Below are 22,626 nucleotides of genomic sequence, written 5' to 3'. Positions count from 1 at the left end.
TTAACGGTCTTTCGGGTCGAGGGCATCACGCAAGCCATCGCCAATAAAGTTAAAACAGAACAAAGTGACCACCAGGAAACCTGCCGGAAACAGCAGCAGCCATGGTGAGACTTCCATTGAGTTGGCACCATCACTGAGCAGAGCGCCCCAGCTACTTAACGGCTCCTGCGTACCTAATCCCAAAAAGCTCAGGAAGGATTCAAACAGGATCATGCTCGGCACCAGCAATGAAGCGTATACCACCACCACACCCAGCACGTTCGGCACAATATGGCGGATAACGATACGCACGGTAGACACCCCACCCACTTGCGCCGCTTCAATAAACTCTTTGCGCTTGAGGCTCAGCGTTTGTCCACGCACGATACGCGCCATATCCAGCCAGGAGACCATCCCGATAGCGACAAAAATCAGCAGGATATTTTGCCCAAAGAAGGTGACCAGCAGGATCACAAAGAACATGAACGGGAAGGAGTTGAGAATTTCCAGCAGACGCATCATCACCGAGTCGATTTTTCCGCCGAGGTAGCCCGACAGAGAACCGTACAGTGTACCGACAACAACCGCGACCAACGCCGCCGCAATGCCGACCATTAGCGAGATGCGCCCGCCAATCGCCACGCGTACCAACAGGTCACGTCCCGACGAGTCAGTACCGAAATAGTGGCCTGATTCCGTATCCGGCGCGCTGGACATCATGCCCCAGTCAGTATCGAAGTAGGTAAACTGCGACAGCATCGGCGCGAGCGTCACAAACAGCGCAATAATTACCAGCACCACCAGGCTTGCTACCGCAGCACGGTTATGCATAAAGCGTCGACGCGCGTCCTGCCACAGGCTGCGGCCTTCGACCTCCAGCTTTTCACTGAAATTCTCCAGCGCTTCGCTGTTTTTCTTACTTAACATCATAGCGAGCTCCAGTATCAGTAACGAATTTTCGGGTCGATAACGGCATAAAGCACATCGACAATCGCGTTAAACACGATGGTCAGCGTACCCACCAGTATGGTCAGACTCAGAACCAGCGAATAGTCGCGGTTTAACGCGCCGTTGACGAACAACTGACCAATGCCAGGTAAACCATAGATGGTTTCAATAACCATCGAACCAGTGATAATGCCGACAAATGCCGGTCCCATATAGGACAGCACTGGCAACAGCGCAGGTTTTAACGCATGGCGGAAAATAATCCGCCGCATCGGCAGCCCTTTGGCGCGCGCGGTACGAATAAAGTTAGAGTGCAGCACTTCAATCATCGAACCGCGAGTAATACGAGCGATACTGGCGATGTAGGCCAGTGACAAGGCCACCATTGGCAGGATCATAAATTTCAACGCCCCACCGTTCCAGCCCCCGCCGGGCAGCCATTTCAAGGTTATGGCAAATATCATGACCAATAAGGGAGCGACCACGAAACTGGGGATAACTACCCCAGTCATTGCCACCCCCATCACCGTGTAATCCCAACGTGTATTTTGCTTCAGCGCGGCTATCACCCCGGCGCTAACGCCGACGAGTACCGCCAGAATAAAGGCTGCCGCACCCAGCTTCGCAGAAACCGGAAAACTCGAAGCAACGAGGTCGTTAACCGTGTAGTCTTTATATTTAAAGGATGGTCCAAAATCGCCATGCGCCAGCTGTTTCAGATAGCTGAAGTACTGCGTCGAGATAGGATCGTTAAGATGATATTTCGCTTCAATATTCGCCAGCACCTCTGGCGGTAACGCGCGTTCCCCGGTGAATGGGCTTCCGGGCGCAAGGCGCATCATAAAGAATGAAATCGTAATAAGAATAAACAGCGTCGGAATCGCTTCCAGACAGCGACGTAATATGAATTTTAACATTGCCCGTACCTTCTGGCGTGTGCCTTTATACCTCTTTAACCCCGACGTTCAGGTAAAGCGGTATTAATAGTTCGAAGAAAAAAGACACTGTGGGGCAAAAATGATTGCCCCACGTCTTGCCATTAATGCTTGATAATATACAAGTCTTTAACGTGGATATTATCCATCGGGTCTTTACCGGAGTATCCGCCAACCCATGGTTTCACCAGGCGGGCATTAACATAGTAATAAACCGGTACAATCGCAGAATCTTTATCCAGCTGCTGTTCCGCTTTCGAATACAGTTCGCTGCGCTGCGCTTCATCCGTCACTTTCAGCGTATCCGCAATCAGCTTATCAAATGCCGGGCTCTTATAGTGGACGGTATTATTGGAGCTGTCGGACAGCACCATATTCAGGAAGGACGTCGGTTCGTTATAGTCCGCACACCAGCCCGCACGTGAAACATCATAGTTGCCCTGATGGCGCGTATCGAGGAACGTTTTCCATTCCTGGTTTTCCAGCTTCACATTAGCACCCAGATTTTTCTTCCAGATAGATGCCGCGGCAATAGCCAGCTTCTTATGCAGGTCTGAAGTGTTATACAGCAGGTCAAAGGTCAGCGGTTTCTCAGCGGTATATCCGGCCTCAGCCAGCAGTTTCTTCGCTTCTTCGTTACGTTTTTCCTGAGACCACTTGAACCACTCTGGCTCAACCAGTTTCGCGCCATCGGTGTATGGAGGAGTAAAGCTATACGCCGGCAGGTCACCCTGGTTTTTCACTTTATTGACGATAATGTCACGATCCAACGCCAGCTTCAGGGCGGTACGAACACGAACATCGTTGAACGGTGCTTTCTGGTTGTTGATTTCGTAATAATAGGTGCACAGATACGGGTCAACGTGGACTTCGTTCGGGATCTCTTTTTTCAGTTTCTGGAATAACTCAATCGGCATGTTGTTATAGGTCATGTCGATTTCACCGCTGCGATAGCGGTTAACGTCAGTCACTTCAGAAGAAATAGGCAGGTAGGTTACCTGGTTAATAACCGTTTTGGCGTTGTCCCAATAGTTGGTATTACGCTCAAGCACAATGCGCTCGTTCACAACCCAGTCTTTCAGTTTATACGCACCGTTAGTAATGATGTTAGCGGGCTGGGTCCACTTCTCGCCGAATTTTTCAACAGCAGCTCTAGGAACTGGTGAAACGGAAGAGTGCACAAGCAGTTTGTAGAAATAAGGAACAGGTTCACTGAGGGTGACTTCAAAAGTATGATCGTCGAGAGCTTTTACACCGAGATCGGTGATCGGTTTTTTACCGGCGATAATATCATCAATATTGACGATGTGACCGTACTGCAAATAACTGGCGTACGGTGATGCAGTATTTGGATTAGCCAAACGTTGCCAGCTATACACGAAATCTTGCGCGGTAACAGGCGTGCCGTCAGACCACTTAGCATCTTTACGCAGATGGAATGTCCAGACTTTAAAATCTTTATTTTCCCATTTTTCAGCCACGCCAGGCGATGGTTTGCCATCGACATCACTGATTAATAAACCTTCAAACAGGTCACGGTTAATGTTGGATTCAGGTACACCTTCGATTTTGTGGGGATCGAGTGACTGCACTTCCGAACCGTTATTACGCACCAGAGTCTGCTTTTCAGCAAGCTGCACACCCGCTGGCACTACTGCCGCCGTGGCAACATTTCCAGCGACTAGCGCAGTTAAGATCCCCGCAGCTACTAAACTTTTTTTAGTGATGTTAGTCATTGTGTTGTACTCCCTCATTATTATGGCTGGTTTTTTAACCAGACTGTTAATCCTGTCAGGATCACTGTACGGCACCGGAGATTTTCTGCCGTCAGGTCGTTTTTTGTTTTACTGCTTGCTATCACCGACTTTATTTATTCTGGCGGTTCGTATGACTGCCTTACGTCGATTATCTACGTGCCTCCCCTGCCGGAAACACGCTATTACCCTGTTGAGAGAAACTAACTGCAAATGATTCTCATCAACGTGAATTCTTCTGCATAATACCTGGCCGGAAAGTATCAAATGCGTTTCTTAACCGCCAATACATTTTACAAATTTGTTAACCAATTCTCTTTTATTGGAAATAAATCTCACAAAGAAAGTCTTACGAATGAAGGTTTTCTATAATAAACCCATGAGAAACAATAAATTACATCAAGAAAGGTGTTAACTACCCTGTCAGGTGTCAACACCACGTCAAAATGCACATAAATTTAACAATTGGTTATTAATTAGCACATTCAACTGAAAAAAACGCTGAAATAACTAATAACATTTCGATAATCCTACAGCAAGCCCCAGAGTATGATGTTAATTAAATAACAGCGATATCAGGCTCTCTCTGGCAGATGGATGAGTGTTACATTCATAAAATCAATGAATAAACAAATGAATAACCATCAGCATTTTTTATTATCACTATGCTGATTTTCAACTTTAGTGAGAAGTTTTACTGATAATGAAAGGAAACGGAGCCGGGACCGACTCCGTTTGTACAGAAGAGAGATATCAGGCCAGCAAACCTGGGAAAATGGATTTGATACCTGTAACAATGAATTCGATACCCAAGGCCATTAACAGTAGCCCCATAATACGCGTAATGACGTTGATGCCAGTTTGTCCCAACAGTCGTACCAGCCATGGCGCCATGCGAAACAGCCCCCAGCAGCACAGGGCAAACAGCGCAATCGCGACAAAAAAGCCAAACAGGTTAATCGCACTGTGATATCGCGTACCCCAAACAATAGTTGAGCTTATCGCCCCCGGTCCCGCCATCAACGGCAATGCCAACGGTACAACGCCGATACTCTCACGGATTGCGGTTTCTGATTTTTCCTGTTTGTTTTGTTTATCTTCCCCTAGTTTTCCGCTAATCATTGACATCGCGATAGTCACAACCAGAATGCCGCCGGCAATCCTGAACGAATCTATTGAGATACCGAAAAGTTGCAGAATACCATCACCAAGAAACAGCGAAGTCCACAGAATGATAGCGACTGACAGGTTTGCCGTAAGGTTGGTTTTGTTTCGCGCTGCAGCAGTTTGATAACTGGTCATACTGATAAAGACAGGGATGATCCCTACCGGGTTGACTAACGCAAATAACCCAATGAAAAATTTAAAATAGACAGGAAAATCAAATAGCGTTTGGATCACGGTTAGCTCCGAAGCGTTAGCCGGATAAAATGAGTCATAAAAATTGATAAAATCCGCGCTGAAGATACGCCTTTTGTCAGCATACTTCACCTTCTATCTTCGTATATCTACGTAAATACGCTACCAATACTCAGTGTTATTAATATGTATTAATTATGCTAACGTTATTAGCATTCATTACGTCAATTTATTAACACTTGACAAGAAACGCTAAAAGGGCCTGCTGAAAGGTGTCAGCTTTGCGAATTTTTGATCCAGATCACGCAATTACTACTCAGAAGTGAGTAATCTTGCTTACGCCACCTGGAGGTAACGCGTTAGAGTTAACTGGCACTAGCGTACAAGCTCTTTTAGTAAATCAAAGTAAAGTGGACGTTAATTAACCGTTTGATTTTCAAACCGTTACACAAATTTTCGTCGGTCTGTCTATACTCTCGTATCGAGCAGATGATTTACTAAAAAAGTTTAACATTATCAGGAGAGCATCATGGCTGTTACTAATGTCGCTGAACTTAACGCACTTGTAGAGCGCGTAAAAAAAGCCCAGCGTGAATATGCCAGTTTCACTCAAGAACAGGTTGACAAAATCTTCCGCGCCGCCGCTCTGGCTGCCGCAGACGCTCGAATCCCTCTCGCGAAAATGGCCGTTGCCGAATCCGGCATGGGTATTGTCGAAGATAAAGTGATCAAAAACCACTTTGCTTCTGAATACATTTACAACGCTTACAAAGATGAAAAAACCTGTGGTGTGCTGTCTGAAGACGACACTTTCGGTACCATTACCATTGCGGAACCAATTGGTATCATCTGCGGTATCGTTCCAACCACTAACCCAACTTCTACCGCTATCTTCAAATCGCTGATCAGCCTGAAGACCCGTAACGCCATCATCTTCTCTCCGCATCCGCGTGCAAAAGATGCAACTAACAAAGCAGCAGACATCGTTCTGCAAGCTGCAATCGCTGCTGGCGCACCGAAAGATCTGATCGGCTGGATCGATCAACCTTCCGTTGAACTGTCTAATGCGCTGATGCACCACCCGGACATCAACCTGATCCTTGCGACCGGTGGTCCAGGCATGGTTAAAGCGGCATACAGCTCCGGTAAACCGGCTATCGGCGTAGGCGCAGGTAACACCCCTGTTGTTATCGACGAAACCGCTGATATCAAACGTGCTGTTGCATCTGTTCTGATGTCTAAAACCTTCGATAACGGCGTAATCTGTGCTTCTGAGCAGTCTGTCGTCGTGGTTGACTCTGTATATGATGCAGTACGTGAGCGTTTTGCGACTCACGGCGGCTACCTGCTGCAGGGCAAAGAGTTGAAAGCAGTCCAGGACGTTATCCTGAAAAATGGCGCGCTGAACGCAGCTATCGTTGGTCAGCCGGCATACAAGATTGCTGAACTGGCAGGCTTCTCCGTACCAGAAACCACTAAGATTCTGATCGGTGAAGTGACGGTTGTCGATGAAAGCGAACCGTTTGCTCATGAAAAACTGTCTCCGACGCTGGCAATGTACCGTGCGAAGGACTTCGAAGACGCAGTCATTAAAGCTGAAAAACTGGTTGCGATGGGCGGTATCGGTCATACATCTTGCCTGTACACTGACCAGGACAACCAGCCAGAACGTGTTGCTTACTTCGGCCAGATGATGAAAACCGCGCGTATCCTGATTAACACCCCAGCTTCTCAGGGTGGTATCGGTGACCTGTACAACTTCAAACTCGCACCTTCCCTGACTCTGGGTTGTGGTTCCTGGGGTGGTAACTCCATCTCTGAAAACGTTGGTCCTAAGCACCTGATCAACAAGAAAACCGTTGCTAAGCGAGCTGAAAACATGTTGTGGCACAAACTTCCGAAATCTATCTACTTCCGTCGTGGCTCTCTGCCAATCGCACTGGATGAAGTGATTACCGATGGTCACAAACGTGCGCTCATCGTGACCGACCGCTTCCTGTTCAACAACGGTTATGCAGACCAGATCACCTCCGTTCTGAAAGCTGCTGGCGTTGAAACCGAAGTGTTCTTTGAAGTTGAAGCTGACCCAACTCTGACCGTTGTTCGCAAAGGTGCTGAGCTGGCTAACTCCTTCAAACCAGACGTAATCATCGCGCTGGGCGGCGGTTCCCCGATGGACGCTGCGAAAATCATGTGGGTTATGTACGAGCACCCGGAAACTCACTTCGAAGAACTGGCGCTGCGCTTTATGGACATCCGTAAACGTATCTACAAGTTCCCGAAAATGGGTGTGAAAGCGAAGATGGTCGCCGTTACCACCACTTCCGGTACCGGCTCTGAAGTGACTCCGTTTGCGGTTGTTACTGACGATGCAACTGGGCAGAAATACCCGCTGGCAGACTATGCGCTGACTCCGGATATGGCGATTGTTGACGCCAACCTGGTGATGGATATGCCGAAGTCCCTGTGTGCGTTCGGTGGCCTCGATGCCGTCACTCACGCTCTGGAAGCTTACGTTTCCGTACTGGCTTCTGAGTTCTCCGACGGTCAGGCTCTGCAAGCGCTGAAACTGCTGAAAGAAAACCTGCCGGCGTCCTACCATGAAGGTTCTAAGAACCCGGTAGCACGTGAGCGTGTACACAGTGCAGCAACCATCGCCGGTATCGCGTTTGCTAACGCCTTCCTGGGTGTATGTCACTCAATGGCGCACAAACTGGGTTCTCAGTTCCACATTCCTCACGGTCTGGCGAACGCCCTGCTGATCAGCAACGTTATTCGTTATAACGCGAACGACAACCCGACTAAACAGACTGCATTCAGCCAGTACGACCGTCCGCAGGCACGCCGTCGCTACGCTGAAATCGCAGACCATCTGGGTCTGAGCGCACCGGGCGACCGTACTGCCGCGAAAATCCAGAAACTGCTGGGCTGGCTGGAAGAAATCAAAGCTGAGCTGGGTATTCCTAAGTCTATCCGTGAAGCTGGCGTTCAGGAAGCTGACTTCCTGGCACACGTGGACAAACTGTCTGAAGATGCGTTTGATGACCAGTGTACTGGTGCAAACCCACGTTACCCGCTGATTGCTGAACTGAAACAGATCCTGCTGGATACATACTACGGTCGTGAGTACAGCGAAGGCCAGACCACCGCTAAGACTGAAGCAGTAGCTGCACCGAAAGCAGAAAAGAAAGCGAAGAAATCCGCTTAATTTTCTCAGATAAGTTTTAGTTTCACCATAAACGGTCCCAGTTGGGACCGTTTTTTTTCGTCTTTTGTTATGAAAATTGAGTGATCCCCAATTTAACCATGTGAATAGAATGGCACGGTAAGAGATGTATTCAGGAAGATGTGAGAATAGCCGTCAGAAGAGAGTCTGACAGGGTAGAGAACATTGACGAATGTCCCGGCCTACCCTGTATTTATAAGCGCTCAGAAGCCTGCAGGGTTAATCGTGGCTGTGTCGTTCTTGTATCGCCGTCAGAGAGCCCTCAGACTGCGCCTGTTTGTAGTGTTTACGACATACCGACACATAGCGTTCATTCCCGCCAATAACCACCTGCTCGCCCTCGTTATAGGGCCTTCCAGACTGATCAAGACGTAAAACCATGCTGGCCTTACGCCCACAGAAACAAATGGTTTTTAATTCAACGAGCTTATCAGACCACGCAAGCAGGTATTCGCTGCCGCCAAATAATTCACCACGGAAATCTGTGCGTAAGCCATAGCACAACACGGGAATATCCAGCCGATCGACAACTTCAGATAATTCATAAACCTGTTGTCGAGTCAGAAACTGTGACTCATCAACCAGTACACAGTGAATTCTTTGCTGCTCATTTTCAGCACGAATCTCTTCGTACAATGATGAATTTTGGTTAAACAATTTTGCAGGCGACGACAGACCTATACGTGAACTTACTTTTCCAGCACCAAAACGGTCATCAATTTCCGCTGTATATACAACAGCACGCATCCCACGTTCCTGATAATTGTACGAAGATTGCAGCAATGCAGTCGACTTACCGGCATTCATTGCAGAATAGTAAAAATATAGCTGTGCCATTGACCGAAGGCCCTCACATGGGGAAATAAATATGCGCGGGATTGTATCATATTTCACGAAAGTGTCGGTGTAGCGTTGCGCCCAAAGGCGTATAAATGCGCGGGCAAGCCCGCTCAGTGCCGCCTGAATTTCAGTAGCAGGTTGTGAGAGAGCATACAACCATCGACCATACAGCCCGAGCTCGGACGCGTATATACACTCTCTTTCGCAAATAGTGCTCATGAAATTTATCAATGTCACTTATCATCATACGGCAATAAAGAAACCCTTCCCATATTGTTATTGAATCTACCCACTCTCACCATGTATTAGCGAATTCACGTAAGCAAAACTAATACAAAAGGTTGAAATCACTGCAAAGAGATACTATTTGTACACCATAAAATGTGACCTGAATCTTGAATTTCTACTCTCAACCGCTGAGAAGCCCCCTCGCCAATAAGCCTTTTTTATGCCCAACATCATGGGGAATTTAAGACAGGAGAATTAATTCTGTTACTAAATAAAGCGCAATTTTGAATTCCTTACATTCCTGGCTATTGCACAACTGAATTTATCGCTCTATTATTAGCTCAACAAACCACCCCAATATAAGTTTGAGATTACTACAATGAGCGAAGCACTTAAAATTCTGAACAACATCCGTACTCTTCGTGCGCAGGCAAGAGAATGCACTCTGGAAACGCTTGAAGAAATGCTGGAAAAATTAGAAGTTGTAGTTAGCGAGCGTCGCGAAGAAGAAAGCGCTGCTGCCGCTGAAGTTGAAGAACGCACTCGTAAACTGCAACAATATCGTGAAATGCTGATCGCTGACGGCATTGATCCGAACGAACTGCTGAATAGCATGGCTGCTGTTAAATCTGGCACCAAAGCTAAACGCGCTGCACGTCCGGCTAAATATAGCTATGTTGACGAAAACGGTGAAACTAAAACCTGGACTGGCCAGGGTCGTACACCGGCAGTGATCAAAAAAGCGATGGAAGAGCAAGGTAAACAACTGGACGATTTCCTGATCAAGGAATAATTCAGAAATACGTTGCTTAAAATCCCGCCATTGGCGGGATTTTTTTTACTGGTACTTCGCTCAGCCCTACCCGGATTAGGTATAAAAAAACGGCGCTGTTAATACAGCGCCGTTCTGACCAGATAATACCAGAAGGTTACTTCTTAATACCCATCTCGTCTTCCAGCCAGGCTTTAAATTCAGCGCCGAGAGTATTATGGCGAATACCATATTCGACGAACGCCTGCATATAGCCCAGTTTATTACCACAGTCATGGCTTTTGCCCTTCATGTGATAAGCTTCAACCGTCTCTTTTTCAATCAGCATATCGATTGCATCTGTCAGCTGAATTTCATCACCCGCTCCCGGAGGGGTTTTAGCCAGCAGAGGCCAGATATCGGCACTAAGAACGTAACGACCCACAACGGCCAGATTAGAAGGCGCTACATCAGCTTTTGGTTTTTCAACCACGCCAACCATCGGGACGCTTTCGCCCGGGGATAATTCAACGCCTTTACAATCAACAACACCATAAGCCGTAACATCTTCTACCGGTTCAACCATAATCTGGCTGCTACCTGTTTCATCAAAACGATGAATCATTTCGGCAAGGTTGTCGCGGGATAAATCAGATTCGTATTCGTCAAGAATTACGTCCGGCAGGATTACAGCAACCGGTTCATCGCCAACCACAGGGTGCGCGCACAATACTGCGTGGCCCAGACCTTTTGCCAGACCCTGACGCACCTGCATAATAGTCACATGCGGCGGGCAAATAGATTGCACTTCTTCCAGAAGCTGACGTTTTACACGTTTTTCCAGCATCGCTTCAAGTTCAAAGCTTGTATCGAAGTGGTTTTCAATAGAATTTTTAGACGAGTGAGTTACAAGTACAATTTCAGTGATGCCCGCAGCAATACATTCGTTTACGACGTACTGAATTAATGGCTTATCAACCAACGGTAGCATCTCTTTCGGGATTGCTTTCGTAGCCGGTAACATCCTGGTTCCTAATCCCGCAACTGGGATAACGGCTTTTTTGACTTTTGAATTAAGGGCAGCCATTTAAAACTCTCCTGGACTGTTCATGTATTGAACGTGTTCATCATTCTGTATCGCATCCGAGTATATCAGTACAGCGACAAACTTCTGGTCTGAAAAGGACGCGCGTCGGTATAATTAAGATAAATACGAATAAATCTGGCGCTGATAGTAGCACTCACAGCACGGGGAGGGTGAACCAATTTCATTTGCACGCCTCTCAATTGTTCATTCCGCAGACAACATCAAGCGCAGACGCCCTCCCGCCCCCCATATTTGGCATTGCCATGACTCACAATGTTGGCTCAACTGATTAAGATACGTATTACCTAAGGTACCCAGCGGAACGCCATTGCTGATTTGCACTTGGTGGGAACCTGTATTTAATGTCGCATTCAGCCCTGCAGATACCAGAATCAGATTTTTTAATCCGCTGTGGTAATACCCCACCAGCAAGGGAAACTGCCCTGGTAAATTTGCTTGCCGCAACAAATGATTTACCTGTTTCAATAACGTACCTAACTCCGGCAACCGCTGATTTTGTTGTGTCAGTTGCTCCTGCAGTAGACCATTAAATAGCGCCCGCAATAATAATGCAGCCAAAACACCATTATCCCCTGCCCGCGTCACATCAAGGCAATAGAATGCAAGGTCATGATCCGACAGCGGCGCAATATCCAGCACCAGCCCCGGTTGGTCGGCTACTACCAATTGTCGATAGTTAATGCGACAGTGCGAAATCACTTGCGACACTGGAGGCTGTAATTCTTTTAGCAGCTTCGCGGCGGCGGCAGGATCGTCCACCATCGCATCCCAGTCGCGAAACAGCCGCTCTTCTTCTTCCACGCGTGAATTAAACATGTTGGGATAAAGACATGCAAAGACGGTTTCTCTCAAGCGATTAAGGTCTTTCACCGGCTTCAATAGGACATCATCCACCCCGAGTCGTAGCGCTTTGGCTATGTCGGACATGTTTTCCGTCGCAGAAATCACCAGTATCGGGGTCTGATCGCCACGATTGCGTAGATACTCAACCAGTTTGAGGCCGTTCATTCTTGGCATAGCCAGATCGCAAATCATCAGATCTGGCGTGAAGTGTCCAAGTAGTTCAAGTGCTTCAAGCCCGTCGCCAGCCACCGCCGTTGTCGCTCCCAAAGAGGAAAACCATGAGTCCATGAGTGAGCGAAATACCGGCTCATCCTCAACGATAAGAATCTGTTTTCCGACCAATGGCTGCGTCATATTCTCCCCCCTGACTGGCTTTAATAAATAGTGGCATGCTATTGCCACTCACGCCTGTCAGAATTAGCTTAAGTGTTGATAAAAAATGCGTTAGACGTTGGTTTTCACCAAGGGTAGAAGTTCATCCATTTTCTTCTCGACCGCCAACTGCCCGGCAGCAATTGCTGCACTGGCGCGGTGAAAATCCAGCGTGGATATTTGTGGACAAAACGGCTGAATCAGTATGTCTGGAGGGTCGCCGGCCATGCGGTTACGTTTCAGACGATTTTCCAGAACCTGAATAGACGTCGTCATGATCTCCATCGCCGTCGGTGCCGTGACCGCACGCCTGGCCGTAATATTGCTCAATCGCTCTTTCAGGCGGGCATGCCATGAAAGCTCGTCAGCATCATTACCCGATTCGGCATCGCTATTGACGTTGAAGGAGAGTAAATCTTGTTGCATGAGATGAGCATCGTGTTGCAGGTCGACCGCGATAACAATATCGGCCCCCAACGCACGAGTCAGGGATACAGGGACGGGATTCACCACCGCGCCATCGACCAGCCAGTAACCATTATGCGCCACGGGAGACATCAGACCAGGAATACTACAGGAGGCTCGGACAGCCAGATGCAAATCACCTTCGGTAAACCACAGCTCCCGCCCCGTACTCAGATTAGTAGCAACAGTTGCGAAACGGCGTGTGCATTGCTCAATTGCTTCTACCGGCATAACATTACGGTACTGATTGAATACCCGTTCACCGCGCAGTAAACCTCCCCTGCGCCACGAGAGATCCATCAGCCGTAAAACATCCCAATAGCTGAAAGAACATACCCACTTTTCAAGAGCAGGCAACTTATTGCAGGCGTAGGCAGCACCAACCAGCGAACCGATGGAGCACCCTGCCACGATATCAACATCGATGCCCATATGCTTAAGGGCTTTAATAACCCCAATATGCGACCAACCTCGCGCCGCGCCGGAACCTAGCGCCAGCCCAATTTTTATTTTTCTCATTATACGTACAAACTTCCCCTGGCTTGCAGACGTAGCAACATCGCTACCGCTCAGTTAACATAGTGCCACTCTGGCGTTTTTACGCCGTTTTTATATTCCAGGGAGTACTTTGTGTCTCAGCTTTGTCCCTGTGGTAGCGCTGTCGAGTATAGCCTATGTTGCTACCGTTATGTGTCCGGCGCGCAAGTAGCACCTACGCCGTCACACCTCATGCGTTCTCGTTACTGTGCTTTTGTGATGAAAGACGCAGATTATCTTATCAGGACCTGGCATCCAGATTGTCATGCGGCCTCGTTTCGCGACGACATTATCGCAGGATTTAATCATACTGAATGGCTTGGGCTGACCGTTTTTGAACAAGAGACGGCAGACACAGAAGATATCGGCTATGTCAGTTTCGTCGCACGGTTTTCTGAACAAGGTAAAACAGGTGCAATTATCGAGCGCTCTCGTTTTTTAAAAGAAAACGGTCAGTGGTACTATATAGACGGTACACGCCCTCAAATTGGACGAAACGATACCTGCCCTTGTGGCTCCGGTAAAAAATTTAAAAAGTGCTGCGGCTAATCAACGCCCGACAGTATCAATTTTGCAAACATTCTCAACAGGATCACCGCTGCAAATGCATTCATTACAAAGAAAAGTGCTGCGTACTATTTGCCCAGACCAAAAAGGTCTGATCGCACGCATTACGAATATCTGTTACAAGCATGAACTGAACATCGTGCAGAACAATGAGTTTGTGGACCACCGCACCGGACGCTTTTTTATGCGCACCGAACTGGAGGGCATTTTTAACGACGTCACGCTGCTTGCCGATCTGGACAGCGCCTTACCTGAAGGCTCAATCCGTGAATTAACCCCAGCAGGCCGCCGCCGCATCGTCATTTTGGTCACTAAGGAAGCGCATTGCCTGGGCGATCTGTTAATGAAGGCCAATTATGGCGGGCTGGATGTTGAAATCGCCGCGGTGATCGGCAATCACGAGACGTTGCGTCCTCTGGTTGAACGGTTTGATATTCCGTTTGAGCTGGTCAGCCATGAAGGTTTAACACGTGACGAACATGATCAGAACATGGCTGACGCTATCGACGCCCACCAGCCGGACTATGTCGTGTTGGCTAAATACATGCGCGTTCTGACCCCGACATTTGTTTCACGCTTCCCAAATAAAATTATCAATATTCACCATTCATTCCTGCCAGCATTCATTGGTGCTCGCCCGTACCATCAAGCTTATGAGCGCGGCGTGAAAATCATCGGCGCGACGGCCCACTACGTAAATGATAACCTTGATGAAGGCCCAATCATTATGCAGGACGTGATCCATGTTGATCACACCTACACTGCCGAAGATATGATGCGCGCGGGTCGCGACGTTGAAAAAAATGTTTTAAGCCGTGCGCTGTATCAGGTTCTGGCTCAGCGCGTCTTTGTTTACGGTAACCGAACGATTATTCTGTAATCGATTGATAAGTTAATTGGTTACCTTTACATCTTTACGTGTAAAAATCAGGCAACCAGTTCTTTTTTATCAACGGAATGCTTTACAGGGGCGCATCATTTGATATGATGCGCCCCGCTTCCAACGGAAGCAGGCCAGTAATTAGCATTACCCCGTGGTGGGGTTCCCGAGCGGCCAAAGGGAGCAGACTGTAAATCTGCCGTCATCGACTTCGAAGGTTCGAATCCTTCCCCCACCACCATTTTTTACTACAGCGATGTAGTTATCCCGGTGAGCAATACAGAAGTTTGCATTTGTCGGGGAAGGGTGAGAACCTTCGATTAAGGTTCGACTCGAGCGAAAGCGAGAGAACGTTGCCAACGGCAACGGCCCGAAGGGTGAGGAGCGAAGCGACGAATAATCCTTCCCCCACCACCATTCATTCTTTTAGACTCACAAAATTAGTATACCCCTGGTGGGGTTCCCGAGCGGCCAAAGGGAGCAGACTGTAAATCTGCCGTCATCGACTTCGAAGGTTCGAATCCTTCCCCCACCACCATCACTTCATAAAGCACCAACACAAAATCAATCTGCAATGCCCCAAATCCTTCCTATTCGGGAAGGATGAGAAGCTTCGACCAAGGTTCGATTCGAGCGTTAGCGAGAAAGCGTTGCCGCAGGCAACGACCCGAAGGGCGAAGCGCGCAGCGCTGAGTAATCCTTCCCCCACCACCATCACTTCATAAAGCACCAACACAAAATCAATCTGCAATGCCCTTTATTTGCCTGATGCGCTGTGCTTATCAGACCTACAAACTCGACACATGCCCACAAATTGCCTGATGCACTACGCAGGCCTACGGCGCTCGCTTAAACCTGCGTAGGCTGGATAAGGCGCTTGCGCCGCCATCCGGCAAACAGACATAAAAAAACCCCGCCGAAGCAGGGTTTATCTTTCACAGAAATACGATTAGTGACGTGCACGAACAATCTGGTATTTGCGTGTCAGATATTCGACAGGGACGCTCCAGATGTGTACCAGACGCGAGAATGGGAACAACAGGAACAGCGTCATACCCAGCACAAGGTGCACACGGAAAATAAATGCGACGCCATCCAGATACTGAGACGCTCCGCCATGGAAGGTCACCACTGTCTGCGCCCAGTTCACCAGCTTCATCATCTCGCTGCCGTCCATATGCTGGGCGGAGAACGGAATGGTCAGCAGACCCAGCGCACACTGGATAACCAACAGAGAGAGGATCAGAATATCCGCTCCGGTGGTGGTGGCCCGCACTCGTGGGCTGAACAAACGACGTTTCAACAGCAGTACACCGCCAATCAGACACATTACGCCACTGGCGCCACCCGCGAACATCGCCATCTTTTGTTTCACTTCAAGCGGCAGCCACGCTTCATACATCCAGTGCGGCGTTAACATACCCAAGAAGTGCCCGGCAAAAATCCCCAGGATCCCGATGTGAAACAGGTTTGACGCCAGGTTCATCCCTTTGCGATCCAGCATCTGACTGGAGGCCGCACGCCACGTATACTGCCCGTAGTCATAACGCAGCCAACTGCCGATCAGAAAGACAGAACCCGCGATGTACGGATAGATGTCAAAGAAGAACGTATTCAGGAAGTGCATTAGTGCTGTCCTCCGGTGGTGATATTCAGATACTGCGGCGCAACGGCCCCGGCAAAACGACGCTGGTGAGCGGAGATTTCCGACTCGCCACACCCCTGATCGGCGAAGAATTTTACCTGCTCTTCTTCCCAGACCGCATCCAGCGCTTGTGGAGTATCATCACGGGCTTCATCCGCAATTTTTTCAGCCACTTTATCGCTGTCGATAACGGTATTCGCCAGTTTTAACAGCAAATCGAACAGCACTGCATAACGGCTTCCACGCTGCTGCAAACGAGCGCTGAGCAAAGCCAGGATCGGCGCAATATCCTGCAAGCCACCTAGCGCTTCGCTTTTCGGCAGTTGCGCAAGATATTCCAGATACAACGGCAGATGATCGGGAAGTTCGCGGCTGTCGAGCTGCAAACCGTGCTGTTCATACTGTGCCATCAGGTCAACCATCGCCTGACCGCGATCGCGGGATTCACCGTGTACATGTTCAAACAGCAGCAGCGAGGTGGCACGGCCACGATCAAACAGTTCGCTGTAACTTGCCTGCACATCCAGCACGTCTTGCGCGATTAGATCGCGCAGGAAAACGCCCAGAGTCTGGGCATCCTCTTTATCCAGGTTCTCAGATGACGCGAGTGCATCGAAAAGTTCCTGCTGATGCTGCCACAGGGCAGCATCCGGGTACTCGAGCAAACGCGAAACAATGACGAGTTCAATCATTGGTGCGGCTCCGTTTTGCTGGTCACATCGACAGCGTCGATGCGGCGGCTGTTGAACAGATTGAATTTAGTATCAGAACCGTGGCAACCGTCACCGAAGGTAAAGCCACAACCGCTTTTCTCCGGGAACGCGTCACGCGCCAGTTCACGATGGCTGCTCGGTACCACGAAACGATCTTCGTAGTTCGCGATCGCCAGATAACGATACATTTCCTGTGCCTGCGCTTCGCTCAAGCCCACCTCTTCCAGCGCACGGGTATCGACTTTACCGTCAACGGTTTCCGTACGTTTGTAGTGACGCATTGCCAGCATACGTTTCAGCGCCAACAGCACCGGCTGAGTATCGCCTGCGGTCAGCAGGTTCGCCAGGTACTGAACCGGGATACGCAGACTGTCAACGTCCGGCAGTATACCGTTGCTGCCCAGCTCGCCCGCATCGGCGGCAGACTGAATCGGTGACAATGGCGGCACGTACCAAACCATCGGCAATGTGCGGTATTCCGGATGCAGAGGCAGCGCCAACTTCCAGTCCATCGCCATTTTATAAACCGGAGACTGCTGTGCGGCATCGATAACGCTCAGCGGAATACCATCTTTCAGCGCCTGTTCAATAACAGCCGGATCGTTCGGATCGAGGAACACGTCCAGTTGACGCTGGTACAGATCTTTCTCATGCTCGGTGCTTGCCGCGCTTTCAATCGCATCCGCGTCATACAGCAGTACGCCGAGGTAACGGATACGACCGACGCAGGTTTCGGAGCACACGGTCGGCTGACCGGCTTCGATACGTGGATAGCAGAAAATGCACTTCTCTGACTTACCGCTCTTCCAGTTGAAGTAGATTTTTTTATACGGGCAACCGGTGATGCACATACGCCAGCCGCGGCATTTGTCCTGATCGATCAGCACGATGCCATCTTCTTCACGCTTGTAAATGGCACCGCTCGGGCAAGTCGCCACGCACGCCGGATTAAGGCAGTGCTCGCACAGACGCGGCAAATACATCATGAAGGTGTTTTCGAACTGACCGTACATCGCCTTCTGCATGTTCTCGAAATTTTTGTCTTTCGCCAGCTTCTCGAACTCACCGCCGAGGTCATCTTCCCAGTTCGGACCTTTGGTGATTTTATCCATACGCTGACCGGTGATCAGCGAGCGCGGACGGGCAATCGGCTGCGCTTTGCTGTCTGCCGGGGTGTTGTGCAGAGTCTGGTAATCGAAGTCAAACGGTTCGTAGTAGTCATCAATACCTGGCAAATGCGGGTTAGCAAAAATTTTACCCAGCAGCAGCGCTTTGTTACCCATGCGCGGCACCAGCTTACCGTTGATTTTACGGATCCAACCGCCCTTCCATTTTTCCTGGTTTTCCCAATCAGTTGGGAAGCCAGTACCCGGTTTGGTTTCAACGTTGTTAAACCAGGCATACTCCGCACCTTCACGGCTGGTCCAGACGTTTTTACAGGTTACTGAACAGGTGTGGCAACCGATGCACTTATCGAGATTCAGCACCATGCCGACTTGTGAACGAATTTTCATTTTACGCTCTCCTGTACCTGGTCATTGCCTTCGCCATCCAACCAGTCAATGTTCTTCATCTTACGAACCACCACGAACTCATCACGGTTCGAACCTACGGTGCCGTAGTAGTTAAAGCCGTAGGCCAGGTGGGCATAACCACCAATCATGTGCGTCGGTTTCGGTGTGATACGGGTCACCGAGTTATGGATCCCGCCGCGCTGCTCGGTAATCTCCGACCCCGGAATATTCACAATACGTTCCTGGGCGTGGTACATCATGGTCATCCCGGCCGGGACACGTTGACTCACAACCGCACGAGCGGTGAGTGCCCCGTTACTGTTAAAGACTTCGATCCAGTCGTTATCCTCGATACCCAGATCTTTCGCATCCGCTTCGCTCATCCACACGATCGGACCGCCGCGACCTAACGTCAGCATCAGCAGGTTATCGCTGTAGGTGGAGTGGATACCCCACTTCTGGTGTGGCGTCAGGAAGTTGAGCGCTTTTTCTGGGTTACCATTTGATTTCTCGCCCATCACCTCTTTCACCGAACGAGTATCAATTGGTGGGCGGTAAACCAGCAGGCTTTCACCGAAGTCTCGCATCCACTGATGATCCTGATACAGCTGCTGGCGACCAGTCAGCGTACGCCATGGGATCAGCTCGTGAACGTTGGTGTAACCGGCGTTGTAAGAAACATGTTCATCTTCCAGTCCTGACCAGGTCGGGCTGGAGATAATTTTGCGCGGCTGCGCCTGAATATCGCGAAAGCGGATTTTCTCGTCTTCTTTATTCAGCGCCAGATGCGTATGGTCACGGCCGGTAAATTCACTCAGCGCAGCCCAGGCTTTCACCGCCACCTGACCGTTGGTTTCCGGTGCCAGGGTGAGGATCATCTCAGCGGCATCAATCGCCGTATTCAGCATCGGCTGGCCTTTTGCCGGGCCTTCAGCCTTGGTGTAATTGAGCTTGCGCAGCAGATCCATTTCGCTCTGGGTATTCCAGGCAATCCCTTTCCCGCCGTTACCGACTTTATCCATCAGTGGGCCGATGGACGTGAAGCGTTCGTAGGTTGCCGGATAATCACGCTCAACTGTCATGATGTGCGGCGCGGTAACGCCTGGAATCAGATCGCATTCGCCTTTCTTCCAGTCTTTAACATCCAACGGCTGCGCCAGTTCGGCGGCCGAGTCGTGCTGAATAGGCAGCGTCACTACGTCGGTTTCTTTGCCAAGGTGACCCACGCAAACTTCAGAGAATTTCTTGGCGATAGCCTTGTAGATTTCCCAGTCGCTCTTCGATTCCCAGGCTGGGTCAACGGCGGCAGACAACGGGTGAATAAACGGATGCATATCCGAAGTATTCATATCGTCTTTTTCATACCAGGTGGCGGTCGGCAGCACGATGTCGGAGTACAGACAGGTGCTCGACAGACGGAAGTCCAGGGTGACGACCAGATCCAGCTTGCCGTCCAGTCCGTTATCCTGCCATTCCACTTCTTCTGGCTTCACGCCCCCCTGTTTACCCAGATCCAGCCCCTGAATACCATGTTCAGTACCCAGCAGATACTTCAGCATGTACTCGTGGCCTTTACCGGAAGAGCCGAGCAGGTTAGAACGCCAGATAAACAGGTTACGCGGATGGTTTTTACCGTTCTCTGGTTGTTCAGCCGCAAAGCGAATAGAACCTTCCTTCAGAGATTTAACGGTGTAATCCACCGGTGTCATCCCGACTTTTTCCGCCTCACGCGCAATGTACAGCGGGTTAGTACCCAATTGCGGCGCAGATGGCAACCAGCCCATACGTTCAGCGCGAACATTAAAGTCAATCAAATGGCCACTATAGCGGGATTTGTCTGCCATCGGGGACAGCAGTTCCTGTGCCGTAACCGTCTCATAGCGCCATTGGCTGGAGTGGTTATAGAAGTAGGACGTACTGTTCATATGACGCGCCGGACGCTGCCAGTCAAGGCCAAACGCCAGCGGCTGCCAACCGGTCTGCGGACGCAGTTTTTCCTGACCCACATAGTGGGCCCAACCGCCGCCGCTCTGGCCGACGCAACCACAGAACACCAGCATGTTGATAAGCCCACGATAGTTCATATCGAGGTGATACCAGTGGTTCAGACCCGCGCCGACAATAATCATTGAGCGGCCGTGCGTTTTATCTGCGTTATCGGCAAATTCACGGGCAATACGCACGATCTGAGCGCGCGATACGCCAGTGATTTTCTCTGCCCATGCCGGAGTATACGCTTTGATATCGTCGTAGCTGGAGGCGCAGTTTTCATCGTTCAGACCGCGTTCCAGACCGTAGTTGGCCATGGTCAGATCGTAAACGGTGGTCACCAGCGCGGTGCTGCCATCTGCCAGTTGCAGGCGTTTTACCGGCAGTTTGTGCAGCAGAACATTTTCCAGTTCAACTTTGCTAAAGTGCTCGGTGCCTTCGCCGCCAAAATACGGGAAGCCGACTTCAGCGATGTCGTCCTGGCTGCCCAACAGGCTGAGCTGCAGTTCGGTTTCGTTACCGGACGTGCCGTCGCGCTGCTCAAGGTTCCATTTACCTTTTTCACCCCAGCGGAAACCAATTGAACCGTTTGGCGCAACCATTTCGCCGTCGGTATTGATGGCAACAGTTTTCCACTCTGGATTATTTTCCTGACCCAGGGAGTCAACCAGATCGGCGGCACGCAGCATACGACCCGCCGCATAATACCCGTCACGCTCTTCGAGCATCACCAGCATCGGGAAGTCGGTGTAACGACGCACGTAGTCGGTGAAGTATTGGCTCGGGTTATCAAGGTGGAACTCGCGCAGCATGACGTGACCCATTGCCAGCGCCATTGCGGCATCGGTGCCCTGCTTCGGAGCCAGCCACAGATCGCAGAGTTTAGCGATTTCAGCGTAATCCGGGGTGATGGCGACCGTTTTAGTCCCTTTGTAGCGAACTTCCGTGAAGAAGTGCGCATCTGGGGTACGGGTCTGCGGAACGTTTGAACCCCAGGCGATAATGTAACTGGAGTTATACCAGTCGGCAGATTCCGGAACGTCAGTCTGCTCACCCCAGGTCTGCGGAGACGCAGGCGGCAAGTCACAGTACCAATCGTAGAAGCTCAGGCAGGTGCCGCCAATCAGCGACAGATATCGTGCACCGGAGGCGTAGGAAACCATCGACATCGCAGGGATCGGCGAGAAGCCCGCCACGCGGTCAGGACCGTAGGTTTTAACGGTGTAAACGTTAGAAGCGGCAATCAGCTCATTCACTTCCTGCCAGGAAGAACGCACAAAACCACCACGACCACGCGCTTGTTTGAAGCTTTTTGCTTTATCGGCGTCTTCGATGATGGAGGCCCATGCGTCTACCGGATCGCTGTGCAGTCTTTTCGCTTCACGCCACATTTTCATCAGACGTTTGCGCATCAGCGGGTATTTCAGACGGTTAGCGCTGTAGAGATACCAGGAATAGCTTGCACCACGAGGGCAACCACGAGGCTCGTGGTTTGGCAGGTCCGGACGGGTACGCGGATAATCGGTTTGCTGGGTTTCCCAGGTCACCAGACCATTTTTCACATAGATTTTCCAGCTGCATGAGCCAGTGCAGTTTACCCCGTGGGTTGAACGCACGATTTTGTCATGCTGCCAACGCTGGCGGTATCCGTCCTCCCAGTCCCTGTTGGTATTGAGAAGCTGGCCATGCCCATCGGCAAAGGTTTCGCCCTTCTGCTTGAAGTAGCGAAACCGGTCCAGGAATTTACTCATCGGTTTTCTCCTGTAGGAGCCTGACGGCTCTCTGATAAATCGACATTGCTTGATTGAGAGCGAAGGTAACGCTCTGAAAGGGCGTGAGAATTGATAACGATCAAGGCAGGCAGGGATGAAAAATGAGGGTTGGTTTTTACATACCCCCAAAGTGGGATATTGACATTTAACGTAATAAATTGAATTTAAAGGATTTTTAATAATTCAATTATCATGCAAATG

16 protein-coding genes, 2 tRNA genes and 2 other RNA genes are annotated in these 22,626 nt (G+C 49.8%); 8 read left to right on the top strand and 12 right to left on the bottom strand.

The features are described 5' to 3' along the window. The 4 genes from oppC to ychE all read right to left on the bottom strand — a co-directional run bounded on the left by oppC (position 1) and on the right by ychE (position 5,017). Positions 1-909 carry an oligopeptide ABC transporter permease OppC gene (gene oppC, locus SK39_RS21950; RefSeq protein ID WP_003020701.1) on the bottom strand — a complete coding sequence of 303 codons (909 nt, stop codon included), beginning with the start codon at positions 907-909 and terminating at the stop codon, positions 1-3. Positions 910-923: 14 nt separating this feature from the next. After that, a complete protein-coding gene (gene oppB / locus SK39_RS21945; RefSeq protein ID WP_003020708.1) occupies positions 924-1,844 on the bottom strand; it encodes an oligopeptide ABC transporter permease OppB in 921 nt (306 codons plus the stop codon). 122 nt (positions 1,845-1,966) lie between these two features. Continuing rightward, complete coding sequence (gene oppA / locus SK39_RS21940; protein ID WP_003844005.1) at positions 1,967-3,598, bottom strand: oligopeptide ABC transporter substrate-binding protein OppA; 1,632 nt, start codon at positions 3,596-3,598, stop codon at positions 1,967-1,969. A 771-nt stretch (positions 3,599-4,369) separates the two neighbouring features. Beyond that, positions 4,370-5,017: an NAAT family transporter YchE gene (gene ychE / locus SK39_RS21935; protein ID WP_003020714.1), complete on the bottom strand. Its 648-nt coding sequence runs from the start codon at positions 5,015-5,017 to the stop codon at positions 4,370-4,372. Positions 5,018-5,504: 487 nt separating this feature from the next. Here ychE and adhE point away from each other — a divergent pair, with 487 nt between their 5' ends. Then, on the top strand, positions 5,505-8,183 hold the full coding sequence (gene adhE, locus SK39_RS21930; RefSeq protein WP_048217495.1) for a bifunctional acetaldehyde-CoA/alcohol dehydrogenase: 2,679 nt from the start codon (positions 5,505-5,507) through the stop codon (positions 8,181-8,183). Between the two features lie 237 nt (positions 8,184-8,420). Here the strand turns inward: adhE and tdk are convergent, their stop codons facing one another. Continuing rightward, positions 8,421-9,038 (bottom strand): thymidine kinase, encoded by a 618-nt coding sequence (gene tdk / locus SK39_RS21925; RefSeq protein WP_003020720.1) that lies wholly within the window; start codon positions 9,036-9,038, stop codon positions 8,421-8,423. A gap of 610 nt (positions 9,039-9,648) precedes the next feature. Here tdk and hns point away from each other — a divergent pair. Further along, on the top strand, positions 9,649-10,062 hold the full coding sequence (hns, locus tag SK39_RS21920) for a histone-like nucleoid-structuring protein H-NS (RefSeq protein ID WP_003020723.1): 414 nt from the start codon (positions 9,649-9,651) through the stop codon (positions 10,060-10,062). A gap of 136 nt (positions 10,063-10,198) precedes the next feature. Here hns and galU read toward each other — a convergent pair whose 3' ends face one another. The 3 genes from galU to rssA all read right to left on the bottom strand — a co-directional run bounded on the left by galU (position 10,199) and on the right by rssA (position 13,327). After that, the gene (galU, locus tag SK39_RS21915) at positions 10,199-11,107 is read right to left on the bottom strand and encodes a UTP--glucose-1-phosphate uridylyltransferase GalU (protein ID WP_003020727.1); all 909 of its coding nucleotides are present in this window, start codon (positions 11,105-11,107) and stop codon (positions 10,199-10,201) included. A gap of 204 nt (positions 11,108-11,311) precedes the next feature. Next, positions 11,312-12,325 carry a two-component system response regulator RssB gene (rssB, locus tag SK39_RS21910; RefSeq protein WP_003841305.1) on the bottom strand — a complete coding sequence of 338 codons (1,014 nt, stop codon included), beginning with the start codon at positions 12,323-12,325 and terminating at the stop codon, positions 11,312-11,314. Between the two features lie 90 nt (positions 12,326-12,415). After that, complete coding sequence (gene rssA, locus SK39_RS21905) at positions 12,416-13,327, bottom strand: patatin-like phospholipase RssA (RefSeq protein ID WP_003020732.1); 912 nt, start codon at positions 13,325-13,327, stop codon at positions 12,416-12,418. A gap of 111 nt (positions 13,328-13,438) precedes the next feature. On the opposite strand from rssA, the gene SK39_RS21900 reads away from it, so the two are divergent. The 6 genes from SK39_RS21900 to SK39_RS26360 all read left to right on the top strand — a co-directional run bounded on the left by SK39_RS21900 (position 13,439) and on the right by SK39_RS26360 (position 15,506). Next, positions 13,439-13,894: a YchJ family protein gene (locus SK39_RS21900; protein WP_003841307.1), complete on the top strand. Its 456-nt coding sequence runs from the start codon at positions 13,439-13,441 to the stop codon at positions 13,892-13,894. 55 nt (positions 13,895-13,949) lie between these two features. Then, positions 13,950-14,792, top strand: a complete 843-nt coding sequence (gene purU, locus SK39_RS21895; RefSeq protein ID WP_048217494.1) for a formyltetrahydrofolate deformylase — start codon at positions 13,950-13,952, stop codon at positions 14,790-14,792. Between the two features lie 156 nt (positions 14,793-14,948). Then, a tRNA-Tyr gene (locus tag SK39_RS21890) sits at positions 14,949-15,033 on the top strand. A gap of 44 nt (positions 15,034-15,077) precedes the next feature. Further along, positions 15,078-15,209, top strand: a non-coding RNA gene (locus SK39_RS26365) — RtT sRNA. A 36-nt stretch (positions 15,210-15,245) separates the two neighbouring features. Then, positions 15,246-15,330: transfer RNA gene (locus SK39_RS21885), tRNA-Tyr, on the top strand. 44 nt (positions 15,331-15,374) lie between these two features. Next, positions 15,375-15,506, top strand: a non-coding RNA gene (locus SK39_RS26360) — RtT sRNA. Between the two features lie 235 nt (positions 15,507-15,741). Here the strand turns inward: SK39_RS26360 and narI are convergent. Genes narI through SK39_RS21865 form a run of 4 tightly spaced genes read right to left on the bottom strand, consistent with a single transcriptional unit; the run spans position 15,742 to position 22,404 of the window. Next, entirely contained in the window at positions 15,742-16,419 is a 678-nt protein-coding gene (gene narI / locus SK39_RS21880; RefSeq protein ID WP_003020743.1) for a respiratory nitrate reductase subunit gamma, read from the bottom strand. After that, positions 16,419-17,129: a nitrate reductase molybdenum cofactor assembly chaperone gene (gene narJ / locus SK39_RS21875; protein WP_003020745.1), complete on the bottom strand. Its 711-nt coding sequence runs from the start codon at positions 17,127-17,129 to the stop codon at positions 16,419-16,421. The genes narI and narJ overlap by 1 nt, the downstream gene beginning before the upstream one ends. Continuing rightward, a complete protein-coding gene (narH, locus tag SK39_RS21870; protein WP_003020747.1) occupies positions 17,126-18,664 on the bottom strand; it encodes a nitrate reductase subunit beta in 1,539 nt (512 codons plus the stop codon). The genes narJ and narH overlap by 4 nt, the downstream gene beginning before the upstream one ends. After that, positions 18,661-22,404 (bottom strand): nitrate reductase subunit alpha, encoded by a 3,744-nt coding sequence (locus SK39_RS21865; RefSeq protein WP_016150348.1) that lies wholly within the window; start codon positions 22,402-22,404, stop codon positions 18,661-18,663. The genes narH and SK39_RS21865 overlap by 4 nt, the downstream gene beginning before the upstream one ends. Between the last annotated feature and the right edge of the window lie 222 nt (positions 22,405-22,626).

Source organism: Citrobacter sp. BIDMC107, from assembly GCF_001037575.1.
GTDB lineage: Bacteria > Pseudomonadota > Gammaproteobacteria > Enterobacterales > Enterobacteriaceae > Citrobacter > Citrobacter freundii.
The sequence above is the reverse complement of the archived record's forward strand: the minus strand, read 5'-3'. Positions and strand labels throughout refer to the sequence as shown.